General features: G+C 44.7%; 12 protein-coding genes. 2 read left to right on the plus strand and 10 right to left on the minus strand.

The annotated features are described in order from the left end of the window. Positions 1-4: 4 nt before the first annotated feature. The 10 genes from sucD to sdhC form a co-directional block, all read right to left on the minus strand. Positions 5-877, minus strand: coding sequence for a succinate--CoA ligase subunit alpha (gene sucD / locus DXX93_RS12780; protein WP_116000620.1), 873 nt, complete (start codon positions 875-877; stop codon positions 5-7). Then, positions 877-2,043, minus strand: a complete 1,167-nt coding sequence (gene sucC / locus DXX93_RS12785; RefSeq protein WP_116008435.1) for an ADP-forming succinate--CoA ligase subunit beta — start codon at positions 2,041-2,043, stop codon at positions 877-879. Before sucC ends, sucD begins: the two co-directional genes overlap by 1 nt. A gap of 322 nt (positions 2,044-2,365) precedes the next feature. Continuing rightward, a complete protein-coding gene (gene feoB, locus DXX93_RS12790; RefSeq protein WP_258872663.1) occupies positions 2,366-4,615 on the minus strand; it encodes a ferrous iron transport protein B in 2,250 nt (749 codons plus the stop codon). After that, positions 4,615-4,839 (minus strand): FeoA family protein, encoded by a 225-nt coding sequence (locus tag DXX93_RS12795; RefSeq protein ID WP_181902220.1) that lies wholly within the window; start codon positions 4,837-4,839, stop codon positions 4,615-4,617. The genes feoB and DXX93_RS12795 overlap by 1 nt, the downstream gene beginning before the upstream one ends. 278 nt (positions 4,840-5,117) lie before the next feature. Then, entirely contained in the window at positions 5,118-6,602 is a 1,485-nt protein-coding gene (odhB, locus tag DXX93_RS12800; protein WP_116008437.1) for a 2-oxoglutarate dehydrogenase complex dihydrolipoyllysine-residue succinyltransferase, read from the minus strand. A gap of 49 nt (positions 6,603-6,651) precedes the next feature. Continuing rightward, positions 6,652-9,459 (minus strand): 2-oxoglutarate dehydrogenase E1 component, encoded by a 2,808-nt coding sequence (locus DXX93_RS12805; RefSeq protein WP_116008438.1) that lies wholly within the window; start codon positions 9,457-9,459, stop codon positions 6,652-6,654. An 80-nt stretch (positions 9,460-9,539) separates the two neighbouring features. Beyond that, on the minus strand, positions 9,540-10,250 hold the full coding sequence (locus DXX93_RS12810) for a succinate dehydrogenase iron-sulfur subunit (RefSeq protein ID WP_116008439.1): 711 nt from the start codon (positions 10,248-10,250) through the stop codon (positions 9,540-9,542). A gap of 11 nt (positions 10,251-10,261) precedes the next feature. After that, positions 10,262-12,034, minus strand: a complete 1,773-nt coding sequence (gene sdhA / locus DXX93_RS12815) for a succinate dehydrogenase flavoprotein subunit (RefSeq protein WP_116008440.1) — start codon at positions 12,032-12,034, stop codon at positions 10,262-10,264. Continuing rightward, positions 12,035-12,382: a succinate dehydrogenase, hydrophobic membrane anchor protein gene (gene sdhD, locus DXX93_RS12820; protein WP_116008441.1), complete on the minus strand. Its 348-nt coding sequence runs from the start codon at positions 12,380-12,382 to the stop codon at positions 12,035-12,037. It abuts the gene before it with no gap. Further along, positions 12,376-12,750, minus strand: coding sequence for a succinate dehydrogenase, cytochrome b556 subunit (sdhC, locus tag DXX93_RS12825; protein ID WP_116008442.1), 375 nt, complete (start codon positions 12,748-12,750; stop codon positions 12,376-12,378). The genes sdhD and sdhC overlap by 7 nt, the downstream gene beginning before the upstream one ends. Before the next feature lie 376 nt (positions 12,751-13,126). Here sdhC and DXX93_RS12830 point away from each other — a divergent pair, with 376 nt between their 5' ends. Both DXX93_RS12830 and DXX93_RS12835 read left to right on the plus strand, forming a co-directional pair. After that, positions 13,127-14,413 carry a citrate synthase gene (locus tag DXX93_RS12830; RefSeq protein WP_116008443.1) on the plus strand — a complete coding sequence of 429 codons (1,287 nt, stop codon included), beginning with the start codon at positions 13,127-13,129 and terminating at the stop codon, positions 14,411-14,413. A gap of 155 nt (positions 14,414-14,568) precedes the next feature. After that, complete coding sequence (locus DXX93_RS12835) at positions 14,569-16,053, plus strand: response regulator (RefSeq protein WP_116008444.1); 1,485 nt, start codon at positions 14,569-14,571, stop codon at positions 16,051-16,053. Positions 16,054-16,129: the final 76 nt, after the last annotated feature.

The following is a 16,129-nucleotide window of genomic DNA, read 5'->3' on the forward strand; positions in this document are numbered from 1 at the left end:
TCGATTACCAGCCAGTCTTTTCTTTAAGCGCTGTGCCGATATCAGCTAATGAACGAACGGTTTTAACACCAGCCGCTTCAAGTGCCTTGAATTTATCGTCAGCCGTACCTTTACCACCAGCGATAATCGCGCCAGCGTGACCCATACGCTTACCAGCAGGTGCAGTAACACCAGCGATGTAAGATACTACAGGCTTAGTAACGTTTGCTTTGATGTACTCAGCAGCTTCTTCTTCAGCCGTACCACCAATTTCACCAATCATTACGATTGCTTCAGTTTGCGGGTCGTTTTCGAACATTTCTAACACGTCGATGAAGTTAGTGCCTGGGATTGGGTCACCACCGATACCAACACATGAAGACTGACCGAAACCAGCATCAGTTGTTTGCTTAACGGCTTCGTAAGTTAGCGTACCTGAACGAGATACGATACCTACTTTACCTGGCTTGTGGATGTGACCTGGCATGATACCAATCTTAGATTCGCCCGGCGTGATAACACCTGGACAGTTAGGACCAATCATGCGAACGCCGGTTTCTTCAAGCTTCACTTTAACGTCAAGCATGTCTAACGTTGGGATACCTTCAGTAATCGTTACGATTAGCTCGATACCTGCATCGATAGCTTCTAAGATTGCATCTTTACAGAATGGTGCTGGAACGTAGATAACTGTTGCTGTTGCGCCAGTTGCTTCTACGGCTTCACGTACTGTGTTGAATACTGGAAGACCTAAGTGCTCTTGGCCGCCTTTGCCTGGTGATACACCACCAACCATTTGCGTACCGTATGCGATAGCTTGCTCTGAGTGGAACGTACCTTGACCACCAGTGAAACCTTGACAGATAACTTTAGTATCTTTGTTAATTAATACAGACATTATTTGCCCTCCGCAGCAGCTACTACTTTCTCAGCAGCGTCTTTTAGTGATTCAGCAGCGATTACGTCAACGTCTGAGTTAGCAAGTACTTCACGACCAGCTTCAGCGTTAGTACCTTCTAAACGAACAACAACAGGAACGTTTACGCCAACTTCTTTAACAGCACCGATGATACCTTCAGCGATCATGTCACAACGAACGATACCACCGAAGATGTTTACTAATACTGCTTTTACGTTGTCATCAGAAAGGATGATTTTGAATGCTTCTGCTACACGCTCTTTAGTCGCGCCGCCACCAACATCTAGGAAGTTAGCTGGCTTACCACCGTGAAGGTTTACGATGTCCATTGTACCCATTGCAAGGCCAGCGCCGTTAACCATACAACCAACGTTACCATCTAGTGCAACGTAGTTAAGTTCCCACTGTGCCGCGTGTGCTTCACGCTCGTCTTCTTGCGAAGGATCGTGCATTTCACGGATTTTTGGTTGACGGTATAACGCGTTTGAGTCAACGCCGATTTTGCCGTCTAGACAGTGAAGGTTACCAGCTTCTGTGATTACTAGTGGGTTGATTTCTAATAAATCGAAATCGTGATCAGTAAACATGTTACCTAAGCCCATGAAGATCTTAACGAATTGCTTCATTTGAGTTGGGTTTAAGCCAAGTTTGAAACCTAATTCACGTGCTTGGTAAGCTTGCGGACCTACTAATGGGTCGATCGCTGCTTTGTGAATTAAGTGTGGCGTTTCTTCAGCAACTGTTTCGATGTCTACACCGCCTTCAGTTGATGCCATGAAGACAACACGGCGAGAACCACGGTCTACCACAGCGCCAAGGTATAATTCGTTGGCGATGTCGGTGCAGCTTTCTACTAAGATTTTAGCAACTGGTTGACCGTTTGCATCTGTTTGATAAGTAACAAGATTCTTACCTAACCAGTGTTGTGCAAACTCTTTGATTTCTTCCTTTGTTTTAACTAGTTTAACGCCGCCCGCTTTACCGCGACCACCAGCGTGAACCTGAGCTTTAACAACCCACATGTCGCCGCCAATTTTGTCAGCAGCCTCTGCAGCTTCTTGAGGTGTATCGCAAGCGAAACCTTCAGAAACTGGTAAACCATATTCAGCGAATAATTGTTTCGCTTGATACTCATGCAAATTCATGGTGTTTTTCCAATTACTATTATGAATGGACTTAGGCTAACTACAGGTGAGTAATTACCCTAAATGATTATAATTGTGTCGTGATTATATAGATAAAGCACAGGGGTTTAAACCCCTTTTATCGCCACTTTCAAAGTGCTGTGACCAGTTGCAAAATCACGGAATACAGCGGTTGTACAGAATGTGATAAACCAGACCATTTTCACTGGCTTATCGCTTGTTCAGATCTGCGATATAGCACTGTAATTTGATAAAGCTCGCCTTAATTGTTAATTGGCGAGCTTTGCCAAATGTACTTAACTCAAGCACCTAATTAAAGTGCTTAAAGCGGGCGCACGGGAATGGTTAAAACCCTTGCACCACGGCGCTTTAACAAAGCATAGATACCTATAAACAATAACGCGACAAGACCAATATTTATAGATGACATTAACGGCGTGTTACCCATTTGCCCCAGCTGATAGACCAAAGTTGCTGAAAGGTAAGCGAGGGTAAAACTCCACAAGGCCGCGAAAGTTGCCCACTTGCTATCAGTCTCATTTTTAATCGCCCCCATAGCCGCGGCGCATGGTGTATACAACAATATAAATAACAGATAACTAAACGCCGCAAGCTTGCCATTAAATGCCTGTTGCATGGCTAAGTAGGTGCTAACTTCTACGCCTTGCTCTGCTGCTGCGGTGTTTAGCTCGGTAATTTCACCAATTTCAACGCCGAGCGGGTCTTTCGGTTCAATACCCAGTAAGTTTTCTGAGACGGTTGTGATTGATTCATGCCAAGCTGCGATTAATGACGGCTCACTCAAGGTGTCTGTTTCAACACTTGAATACAAGCTATTGAAGGTGGCGACGAGTGCTTCTTTAGCGAAAATCCCGGTAATAATACCAACACCAGCTTGCCAGTTATCTTCTTCAACACCCATCGGCGCAAGCAGCGGAGTGATCACTTGCGCACTTTGCGATAATACTGAGTTGTCCGTATCTTGGTGACCGAATTCGCCATCAATGCCAAGCGAATTAAAGAAGTTCAACACACAGACGACGATAACGATAGTTTTTCCCGCCCCTGTGATAAAAGACTTCACCCTTTGTGTTACTCGTTTTAGCAGCGCGGTTAGCCCCGGCCACTCGTACAGAGGCAATTCCATCACACTGTGCTGCGCCCTGCCCTGTAAAACAGTCGCTTTTAACAATAAACCCGTACCAATTGCTGCGGCAATGCCGATCAGATACAGCAGAAACACGATATTTTGCCCAGATTCAGGAAAAAAGGCTGCGGCAAATAGTGCATAGACTGGCAGACGCGCTCCGCACGACATAAATGGCGCCATCATAATGGTCGTTAACCTTTCGCGCTCGCTATCAAGTATTCTGGCTGCCATTACTGCGGGTACTGTGCAGCCAAAACCGACAATAAGCGGTACAAACGCTTTGCCCGGCAAGCCAATACGTTGCATCAACGCATCAACCACAAAGGCTGCTCGCGCCAAATAGCCACTGGTTTCTAGTAGCGATAAGCCGATAAACAAACAGGTAACCACTGGGATAAACGTCATCACAGTTTGTATGCCCATTCCCAGCCCTTCAACCATAGTGGTTAGCCATGTCGGTAAACCCGATGTTGCCAACCAATATTGCGGGTAATCAACAAAAACTGTGCCGGCCATAATGTCGAAAAAATCAATTAAGGCACTGCCAACATTAATGGCGAACATAAACAGCAGGTACATCATCAGTAAAAATACCGGAATACCAAATTTCACAGACAGTAAGTAACTGTCTATCCGCTCGGTTAGGCTAATACCGCGTTCAGCGCTCAGGTTAATTTTCGCTAACAGTGCATCAATTGCGTTAAAACGCGCTTTTTTAACAGCCGCAAGCTGCGACGCGCCTGCTGCGCAATTGCACGCGTTAGAACAAGCTTGCTGTTCAACGGCCAACAATGAAGTAGATTGCAAGCTTTCAAGCAATGCTTCATCATCAGTTTGATACAACTGACTAATATTTCGCTTTTGTTGACCCGTTTGCTGAGCATGTTCAATTGCTAGTGATAAGATGCGGTCTCTTGTACCCTGCTCAGAAGTGGCTTGGTTAGCAATACCTTGGTTTAAAATACCTTGGCTAGAAGTAATCGAACAGCCAAGCGCGTTCGCTAACCCCTCAACATCCACCGTTTGTGCTTCTTTGCGATCTGTTTTAGAAAGTACAACGAGCACTGGGATACCAAGCTCTAGTAATTGACTGGTGAGATAGAGCTGGCGACGCAATTGTGTTGCATCAACCACATTGATTAAGCAATCAACCTTGTTTTGCTTTAGATACGTTTGCGTTGTTTGAATATCTTTGCCAGATTCAATCGCGCTGTATAACGAAGGAACGCCAGGTAAATCGACTAAGTTAGCCTTGATATCAGCCACTGTTACTTGTGCATTTTTTGCCGCAACGGTTACCCCAGCAAAATTACCCGTTTTCTGGTGGCTGGAAGTGAGACGATTAAACAGCGTAGTTTTACCGCTATTAGCAAATCCGACTATTGCAATATTCGCCATGCTACTTTTTGGGTGTTGAGTCATTACACACCCTCCACGTCAATTTCCGCGGCAAGCTCGGCTGGCAAGCTCAACATTGTGCCATCGAGCGAAATTGCCATAGGCCCCTTAAACGGTGAAATGGCAACGACAGACAGCTGGCTACCAACGAGTAAACCATACTCTAAGATTGAAACCAGTTCTTCGGGTAGTGAAGGTAAATTGATAACTCGGTAGCGAGCACCAATAGATGCTTGTGTTAGCTTCATGAAGTTTATTATTCTGATTGATACGAAAGACATGATTAGGTAGTTGCTACGCTAACCACAAATTACTATGAGGCGTAGAGTACGCCTTTGTTTGCAACAAGGATGTAACAATACGTAATACCACTTCTAATAAATAACATGTTGAATTACATCGCTTTAAATTAAGACAGTGGTATTTATGGAACGGACAATTATAGGCATTAAAAAAGCCGCTAAACAGCGGCTTTTACGTTTTTTACAATTGAGCGTTTGTGCTCAAGTGCTTAGATGTCTAATACTTAGATATCCAGTAAAAGACGTGTTGGATCTTCTAGTAATTCTTTAATCGTTACTAGGAAACCAACTGACTCTTTACCATCGATCAAACGGTGGTCGTAAGAAAGTGCTAAGTACATCATAGGTAAGATTTCAACTTTACCGTCTACCGCCATTGGGCGATCTTGGATTTTGTGCATACCCAAAATAGCCGTTTGTGGTAGGTTGATAATTGGCGTTGAAAGTAGTGAACCAAACACACCACCGTTAGTGATAGTGAAGTTACCACCTTGCATGTCGTCCATGGTTAACTTACCGTCACGGCCTTTGATTGCTAGGTCTTTAATACCTTTCTCGATACCTGCCATACTTAGTTGATCTGCATCGCGAAGTACTGGCGTTACTAGACCACGCGGCGTAGATACGGCAATCGAGATATCGAAGAAGTTGTGGTAAACAATGTCGTCACCGTCAATTGACGCATTTACCGCAGGGTAGCGTTTTAAGGCTTCAGTCACCGCTTTCACGTAGAACGACATAAAGCCTAAACGTGTATCGTGAGTTTTCTCGAATACGTCTTTGTATTGCTTACGCAAATCCATGATAGGCTTCATGTTAACTTCGTTGAACGTAGTCAACATTGCCGTCGAGTTTTTCGCTTCAAGAAGGCGGTTAGCGATAGTTTTACGTAAACGTGTCATTGGTACACGTTTTTGGCTACGCTCGCCTAATGCCGCTGCTGCGCCAGCTGTTGCTGCCGCAGTTGCAGCACTTGCTGCCGGTGCTGCTGGCTTGCTAGCCGCTGCTTCAACATCTTCTTTAGTGATACGACCACCTTTACCAGAGCCTTTAACGTCTGCTTCGGTTAAGCCTTTTTCGTTTAATAAACGACGCACTGATGGTGAAGCTACGCTGTCACCAGCTGCGTCGTCTGCTGCTGGAGCAGTAGCTGCCGGTGCTGCTGCCGCTGTTGCGCCTGCATTTAATTCACCAATTTTTTGTTCGCCTAGCACAGTATCGCCTTCTGCGTGGATAATTTTGCCAACCACGCCGTCTTCTTGTGCTACAACTTCGAGTACAACTTTGTCAGTTTCAATGTCGACTAACTGCTGATCGCGAGATACGGCTTCGCCTTCAGCTACATGCCAAGTGGCAACCGTTGCATCAGCAACAGATTCAGGTAATACCGGAACAACAATATCAATCACGTTACCAGCTGCTGCAGGTGCTGGAGCTGGCGCCGCATCTGCTTGTGGAGCTGGAGCCGCTGCGCCTTCAGTAAGAATAGCGATAACTTGCTCGCCTAATACAGTTGTACCTTCAACTTCTTTAATTTCGGCAATTACACCGTCTGAAGTGGCTGGTACTTCAAGTACGACTTTGTCGGTTTCAATATCAACGAGTACTTGATCGCGAGTAACTGTGTCACCCACTTGTACATGCCAGGTAGCAACTGTTGCGTCAGCAACGGATTCAGGTAAAACGGGAACCTTGATTTCGGTTGTCATTAATTTATTCCTTACACACTCTTTATTAATCTCTTTAAAAAAAGAGGGTCTATTCTACAGTAAGCGCGTCGTTAACTAGCGCCTGTTGTTCTTTTACATGCACAGACATATAACCTACCGCAGGTGCAGCAGATGCTTTACGTCCAGCATAAGTTAAATATGTACTTTCAGGGATAGTCGCACGGAAGTGATGCTGAGAACAGTACCAAGCACCTTGGTTTTGCGGCTCTTCCTGACACCAGACAAATTGCTTAACATGGCTGTACTGAGCGATTTCAGCGGCCAACTCTTTCTCTGGGAATGGGTATAGTTGCTCAACGCGGATAATTGCCACATTGGTTTGCTCGTTTTTACGACGTTGCTCTAGTAACTCGTAATAAACCTTACCGCTACAAAATACGACGCGTTCAACGTTTTCTGGTTTGATGTCTTGATCAACTTCACCAATCACGTTGTGGTACTCACCACTTGCCAACTCTTCTAACGACGAAACCGCTAGCGGGTGACGCAACAATGATTTAGGTGACATAACAACCAGTGGGCGACGCATTGGACGAACGACTTGTCGGCGCAGCATGTTGAATACTTGTGCTGGTGTTGATGGCACACACACTTGCATGTTGTGATCAGCACATAGCTGCAAGTAACGCTCTAAACGAGCCGATGAATGCTCTGGCCCTTGACCTTCGTAGCCATGTGGCAACAACATAGTTAAGCCACATAAGCGGCCCCATTTCTGCTCGCCTGACGAGATAAATTGGTCAAATACCACTTGTGCGCAGTTCGCAAAGTCACCAAATTGTGCTTCCCAAATCGTCAAACCATTTGGCTCTGCTGTCGTGTAACCGTACTCAAACGCTAGCACAGAAACTTCTGACAGCACTGAGTCATGGACATCAAACTCACCTTGGCCTTCACGCACGTTTTGCAATGGTAGATAAGTGCTGGCATCTTCTTGGTTGTGCAGCACTGCGTGGCGGTGGAAGAAAGTACCACGACCCGCATCTTGACCAGTAATACGCACGCGATCACCACCATCGACAATGGCAGCGTAGGCTAAGCTTTCAGCAAAACCCCAATCAAGGAGTTTTTCACCCGCCGCCATTTTTTGGCGATCGTCGTACACTTTCTTAACGCGAGAGTGCACGGGATGATCTGCTGGGTAGCTAGAAATTGCTGTTGCCAATTCTTTTAGCTTTTCTACCGGAATTTCGTGATCGTACTCATCATCCCAGTCGTGTCCCAAGAATGGCGTCCAGTCAACTGAATGCTCTGTCATCGGGCGCCACTGTTCAACGGTACACTGGCCTTCGTCAAGTAACTTGCGGTAATAAGCTGTTAGCTCTTCGGACTTGGTCGATTTGATCGAACCTTCCGTATTTAACTTATCTGCGTAAATTTGGCGCGGTGTTGGGTGTTTCTTGATTTTTTGATACATCAATGGCTGTGTCGCATTTGGCTCATCAGCTTCATTGTGGCCGTGACGGCGGTAACAGACTAAATCAATCACTACATCACGTTTGAACTTGTTGCGGAAATCCAATGCGATTTGTGTCGCTAAAATTACCGCCTCTGGATCGTCAGAGTTCACGTGGAAAATAGGTGCCTGTACCATTTTGGCAATTTCAGTACAGTACTCACCACTACGTGTATCTTCTGGCTTAGAGGTTGTAAAGCCAACTTGGTTATTGACCACAATGCGAATACTACCACCAACAGTGAAAGCGCGTGCTTGCGACATGTTGAAGGTTTCTTGCACAACACCTTGGCCTGCAATAGCAGAGTCACCGTGAATCGTAATCGGCAATACAGAATCGCCTTCACTACCTTCGCGGCGATCTTGACGCGCGCGTACTGACCCCATGACCACAGGGTTAACAATTTCAAGGTGAGAAGGGTTAAACGCAAGGGCTAAGTGAACATTACCACCAGGCGTAACAAAATCAGATGAGTAACCCATGTGATACTTAACATCACCTGAGCCGACTAAATCGTCGTGTTTACCCGCGAATTCGTCGAATAATTTGGTTGGGTTCTTACCCATTACGTTCACAAGAACATTTAAACGACCACGGTGCGCCATCCCCATAACCACTTCTTTAGTGCCATGGCTACCTGCACGCGTAATTAACTCTTTTAACATTGGAATTAACGCGTCGCCACCTTCTAGTGAGAAGCGTTTAGCGCCTGGGAATTTTGCCCCCAAGTACTTTTCAAGGCCGTCAGCGGCAATCAAACCTTTAAGAATTTCTTCTTTTTGCTCAGTGTTGAACTGGCCTTGTGATTGAACTGACTCTAATCGGCTTTGGATCCAACGTTTTTCCTCGGTCGATGTCATGTGCATGTATTCTGCACCGATCGAGCCGCAATATGTTTTGCGTAATGCCTTGTACAAGTCGCCCAACTTCATGGTTTCTTGACCACTTGCAAATGAGCCAACGTTGAATTCTTTATCGAAATCGTTTTCTGATAAGTCGTGGTGTGATAGCTGAAGATCTCTCACCTTGTCACGTTGCCATAAACCAAGCGGATCGATGCTTGCGTTTTGATGACCACGGAAGCGGAACGCATTAATCAGTTGTAATACTTTGACTTGTCGTGCGTCAGAACCACCAGAAACAATCACATTGCGAGCAGGTTGTTTTGCTAGTTCTTTAAATTCGTCGCGAACGGCTGAATGTTTATATTCAACATCAGCACCTTCGATTTTGGGGAGAGAATCAAATACATCGCGCCATTCGGCCGATACAGATTGTGAATTTTCTAAATATAATTCGTATAGTTCTTCAATATAAGTAGCGTTTGCGCCACTTAAATGGGAAGACTCTAACCAAGCCTTCATTACACCTTCGGGCATTAGCTGTTCCTTTACCAGGGGAAAATGCAACCAATTATTGTGTTTAATCTAGGTGGGGCTGTGCGCCCCACCCATTTTGATTAAACGGCTCTTTGTAAAAGCATTGACTTAATGTGGCCAATTGCTTTCGTTGGGTTTAATCCTTTTGGACAAACATCAACACAGTTCATGATGCCGTGACAACGGAATACGCTGTACGCATCTTGTAAACCGTCCAAGCGCTCTTCTGTTGCTGTATCACGGCTATCAATTAAGAAGCGGTAAGCGTGTAGAAGACCCGCTGGGCCGATAAACTTGTCTGGGTTCCACCAAAATGATGGACAAGACGTTGAACAACATGCACATAAAATACACTCGTACAAACCATCTAAGTGCTCACGCTCCTCGATAGACTGTAAATGCTCACGTGCTGGTTGTTCTTTACCATCGTTAATTAAGTACGGCTTAATTTTTTCGTATTGATTGTAGAACTGCGTCATATCAATAACTAAATCGCGCACTACGGGTAAACCTGGTAATGGACGCAATACGATTTTGTTTGCTTTAACAGCCGACAAAGGCGTAATACAAGCCAAGCCATTTTTACCATTCATGTTTAAGCCGTCAGAGCCACATACGCCCTCACGACATGAACGACGGAACGATAATGTTGAGTCTTGCTCTTTCAACAAGATCAACGCATCTAATACCATCATATCCGAGCCTTCTGGAATTTCCAGCTCGTATTCTTTCATGTATGGTGCGTTGTCAACATCAGGATTGTAACGGTAAATCGAAAAAATTTGTTTCATCGTTATGCTCCTTAGTAAGTACGAACTTTCGGTGGGAATGCTTCGCGGTGAACTGGCTTCATGTTCACGTCACGCTTAGACATATCTTCTGTGCCAGGCGTGTAAATTGTGTGGCATAACCAGTTTTCGTCATCACGTTCTAAGTAATCTTCACGTGAGTGCGCTCCGCGAGATTCGGTACGATAGTTCGCAGCTTTCGCCGTACAGTATGCTGTTTCCATCAGGTTATCAAGCTCTAGACATTCGATACGATCGGTATTGAATTCACGAGACTTGTCTGCCAGATGAGAATTTTTAAGACGCTCACGAATCTCAGTTAACTCCTTCATACCTTCCGCCATCGCTTCACCTTCACGGAATACAGAGAAGTTCATCTGCATACATTGTTGTAAATCTTTGCGGATTTGAACTGGGTCTTCACCACTGGTTGAAGATTCCCAACGGTTATACCTTGCTAAAGAAGTTTCAAGATCTGATTCAGTCGCTTCTTTCGCGGTTTGCGTTTGTGCAAGGTATTCACCTAAGAAGTTACCTGCCGCGCGGCCAAATACCACTAAATCTAGTAGTGAATTACCACCTAGGCGATTTGCACCATGAACGGATACGTTAGCAATTTCACCAACAGCGAATAAGCCTTCGATGATAGTGTCTTCACCTGTTTCTGGGTTGAAGTTAATTGCTTGACCATTAACGTTACAAGGTACACCACCCATTTGGTAGTGACACGTTGGAATAACGGGGATTGGCTCGTCAGCAGGGTGAACGTGAGCAAAGGTTTCTGAAAGTTCACAAACACCTGGCAAGCGTTGCATAAGCGTTTCACGGCCTAAGTGGTCTAGCTTGAGCTTGATGTGTGGGCCGTATTGAGGGTGATCACAGCCACGACCTTCACGGATTTCCGTCATCATTGAACGTGCTACAACGTCACGACCCGCTAAGTCTTTAGCATTTGGTGCGTAACGTTCCATGAAGCGCTCGCCGTCTTTGTTCAGTAGGTAACCACCTTCACCACGACAACCTTCAGTTACTAGCGTACCGGCACCTGCAATACCTGTTGGGTGGAACTGCCACATTTCCATGTCTTGCATTTGCACGCCAGCACGAAGTGACATACCAACACCATCGCCCGTGTTGATGTGAGCATTAGTAGTTGATGCGAAGATACGACCCGCACCACCAGTCGCTAGTACTGTTGCACGCGCTTTGAAGTAACACACTTCGCCAGATTCGATATCGATAGCTGTTGCACCAACAACGGTACCTTCACTGTTTTTTACGATGTCTAATGCATACCATTCTGAGAAAACGTTTGTTTTGTTTTTAACGTTCTGTTGGTACAAGCAGTGAAGAAGTGCATGACCAGTACGGTCAGCTGCTGCTGCGGTACGTGCCGCTTGTTCACCACCAAAATTCTTTGATTGGCCACCGAATGGACGTTGGTATACTTTACCGTTATTAAAACGAGAGAAGGGTAAACCCATGTTCTCCATTTCGATGATGGCTTCCGGGCCGGTTTTACACATGTATTCGATAGCGTCTTGGTCACCGATGTAGTCAGAGCCTTTAACGGTGTCATACATGTGGAATTCCCAGTTGTCTTCATGCGCGTTACCTAAAGCAACAGTGATACCACCTTGCGCAGATACTGTGTGCGAACGAGTAGGGAAAACTTTTGAGATCAAAGCACAGCTTTGACCTGATTCTGAAATAGCTAATGCAGCGCGCATACCAGCGCCGCCAGCGCCAATTACTATGGCGTCAAATTCACGAACTGAAATGCTCACTTACACACCCCATACGATTAGGAAACCCGCTACGAAATAAGTCAGCAAGGTCACAGAAAAAACAAATTGCAATACACCACGTAAAAACGTTGCTTTGATGTAATCAGACAAGACTTGCCAGATACCAATCCATGCGTGGATAAGCAATCCAAATAATGAAACTAAGGTAAACACCTTCATCGCAAGGTTTGAAAATAAGCCTTGCCAAATTTCATAGGTAACTTCTGGAGTGACAGCGAAAAAGCCAGCGATAAATAGCACGTAAGCAGCTAATACCAGTGCGCTTGCTCTTAATAAGATAAAATCATGTACGCCACTACGGCCTACAGTTGCTACATTGTTTACCATAACCAAACTCCCACTACAGCGGTCAATACAATCCACAGCACAATGATGAATTTAGCACTGGCGTTACCAGACGCTTTTTCTTCAAAGTGGCCCATATCCATCAATAAATGGCGGATGCCGCCCAATAAATGATAAATAATTGCTGTGGCAATGCCGAGCATGATGAGTTTAAAGAACACGCCGTCAAGCAGTGCTTTAACTTGCGTGAATTCTTCAGCGGAAGACAAGGATAATGATAGTGCCCACAACAAGATACCGATAGCAAAGATCATCACAACACCGGAAATACGGTGCATGATTGAAGCATTTGCTGCTGGGTGCATCTTTATTGTAGTCAGGTCTAGGTTTACAGGACGTTCTTTTTTCACGATTGATGCCTAAAGTGCTCTTGGAGCCTTCAACTTTTTTTATTGTTACCCATGATGTTCTACTTACTATGAGCAACCCCCCAGTGAACTACAATTGTTCGTCAATACATACGAATGCATCAGGCAAACAGATGAAGATCAGCCTGATTATATAGTTGAAGTTTGTTAATTACAATTTCCGTTCGATTTTAACGAGTTGCGTTCGCTTTTTAACCTAATGAGCTAGTTACATAACAGTTTCGTAAATTCAAACGCACATTTGAATTGACTTTATAGGGTGAGTTTGAAGTAGAATACCCGCAGTTTTATATTCAAAAAAACTGATTAACTAGTCATTAGTTACACAGTAATTTAAAAATTATAGGGGATATAACATATGGCTGATTCTAAAGCCTCTCTTAGTATTGACGGCAAAGAAGTTGCTGAATTACCAGTAGTATCTGGTACCGCTGGCAACGACGTAATCGACATCCGAACATTAGGTGCTTCAGGCTACTTCACCTATGACCCTGGTTTCTTAGCGACGGCTTCTTGTGAGTCTGCGATTACTTTCATTGATGGTGGTAAAGGTGTATTACAACACCGTGGCTACCCTATTGACGCATTAGCGAAAGAAGCAGATTACCTTGAAGTTTGTTACATCTTGCTTAACGGTCAAGCACCAACTACGTCTCAGTATGACGAGTTCAAAAACATCATTACCAACCATACAATGGTGCACGAGAAGATTGCTCACTTCTTCCAAGGCTTCTTACCTGACGCTCACCCAATGGCAATGCTTTGTGGTGTGGTTGGCGCTATGTCTTCGTTCTACCACAGTGATTTAGACATTACTGATCCTGAGCAACGTATGCGTTGTGCACACCGCCTAGTGGCAAAAATGCCAACTATTGCGGCTATGGCATATAAGTACAGCATTGGCCAACCATTCGTTTACCCTCGTAACGATTTAACTTTTGCAGAAAACTTCTTACACATGATGTTCTCTGTACCTGCTGAAGAGTACAAAGTTAGCCCGACCCTTGCTAAGGCAATGGATCGCATCTTTACCCTTCACGCAGATCACGAACAAAACGCTTCAACGTCAACCGTTCGTTTAGCTGGTTCTTCTGGTGCTAACCCGTACGCGTGTATTGCCGCTGGTGTTGCGTCATTATGGGGCCCTGCGCACGGTGGTGCTAACGAAGCATGTTTGAACATGTTAGAAGAAATCGGTGATGTATCGCGTGTAGATGAATTCGTTGCAAAAGCGAAAGACAAAGACGATCCATTCCGCTTAATGGGCTTTGGTCACCGTGTTTACAAGAACTTTGACCCGCGCGCGACAGTAATGCGTGAAACGTGTCACGAAGTGCTTCAAGAGCTAGGTGTTAACGACCCGTTATTAGACGTTGCAATGGCATTAGAAAAAGTTGCACTGGAAGATCCGTACTTTATTGAGAAGAAGCTATACCCGAATGTTGATTTCTACTCAGGTATCATTCTGAAAGCTATCGGTATCCCAACAAGCATGTTCACAGTAATTTTTGCGATGTCACGTACTGTCGGTTGGTGTGCACACTGGGATGAGATGCTATCTCAACCAGGTCAAAAAATCGGTCGTCCTCGTCAAAAATACACTGGCGAAATTAACCGCGATTTCACACCGTTAAAAGACAGATAAGCCAATTTATTTGTTAAAATAAAAGCCGAAAAAAGCAGCCTTCCAAGGCTGCTTTTTTAATAACCTAATAATAATTAATAATAAGCAAGCTATACAAACCCATCATTCTTTTATAAGCTTGATAGTGTAGTTGTTTACTTTATGGTCTCCCTCACTTGAAGCACATACTAATAATTGATGACAGCAGACTTGCCAGAGAAGCGATCGCAAAAATATTAATCGATTGTAACTTTGATAAGTCCAGTATCGCGAGTGTGGAAAATGGTCAGGACGCACTCGACTTTATGGCGATGCAACCTGCCGATATCGTGATCATTGCAGACAACTTAGCCGACTTTACCCCATCACAAATCATCGCCAAGGCAAAAGAGGAAGGCATTTTAAATGTTGCACCTGTACTTTTGCTATATCGCGAGCCAAGCACATTCGACGCAGTTAAGTCGCAAATAAATAAAAGCTTAGTAACATTAGCCAAGCCATTTGATCGCGACGCGCTGTGTAAATCGCTTCATCAGTTAACGGGGGCAAATTGTTTTAGCGAGAAGCAAGTTATCACTGCGGCTCCCAAACGAGTGATATCCGACACTGGTGGGTCAGTACTGATTGTCGACGACGAGTCAAGTAATATTGAAGTCGCGGCGGGCATTTTACGCAGTCACTACCGCATTATCGCCGCTAAAAACGGTAAACAGGCGCTGCAAATATTAGCCAAACAGCATCAGAAAATTGATTTAGTACTACTTGATATTATGATGCCGGAAATGGATGGTTATCAGGTTTGTGAAGCAATAAAAAATAGCTCTGATACGCAAAAAATACCGGTAATTTTCTTAACTGCAAAGTCACAGATTGAAGACATTACCAAAGGATTTGAAACTGGCGCCGTTGACTATATAACTAAGCCTCTGCAAGGTGAAATTCTCCTCGCACGGGTGAACACGCATATTAGTTTGAAGCGCAACCAAGAAAAGCTCGCCCAGCAAGTACACCAGTTGCAAGAAACCGCACAGCTGCGTGAAGACATCGAAAAGATTACCCAACACGACCTTAAAGCACCACTGGCGAGTATCCTTTTCCAAGCGGGAAAAATTAAGGATGTTCCGCTCGCCAGCGCGATCAAAACCACAGTAAATAACGTCATCGGTATGATCAACCTATCGCTTGAGCTCTACAAAATAGAGCAAGGTCTATACGAGTTTACACCAGCACCGACACAGCTACCTCCTTTGGTACTCGACGCTATTACAGGCTGCCAACTCGATGCTCAGAGCAAAAAAGTCAGCATCAAATTTAAAGACAATACAAAAAAACTCGCCAATGTCGAGCCACTATTGTGCCTATCAATATTCAACAATTTGATAAAAAATGCTGTTGAAGCTGCGCCACCTAATAGCAAGATATCCATTGTGCTCGAAGAAGCTGAGCAAGCATTGTCGTTTACCTGTAAAAACGCTGGTGTCGTGCCAGAAACCTTACGTCACACTCTGTTTGATAAATATGCCACAGGTAACATCAAGCAAGGCTCTGGCTTAGGGGCATATTCAGCTAAGCTACTTGCTGAGGCGCAAGGTGGTCATATTCAATACGAAATAGAGCAAGAGCAATTCACCGTCTTTACGGTTACCTTGCCTGCTCATTAACCCTGTCCCGTCAGCGTTGTCACTAGGCGCTATTTTACTGCTATAATACGCGCCTTTTTAACTTCGAGTAATCTAG

Source organism: Thalassotalea euphylliae, assembly GCF_003390335.1.
GTDB lineage: Bacteria > Pseudomonadota > Gammaproteobacteria > Enterobacterales > Alteromonadaceae > Thalassotalea_F > Thalassotalea_F euphylliae_B.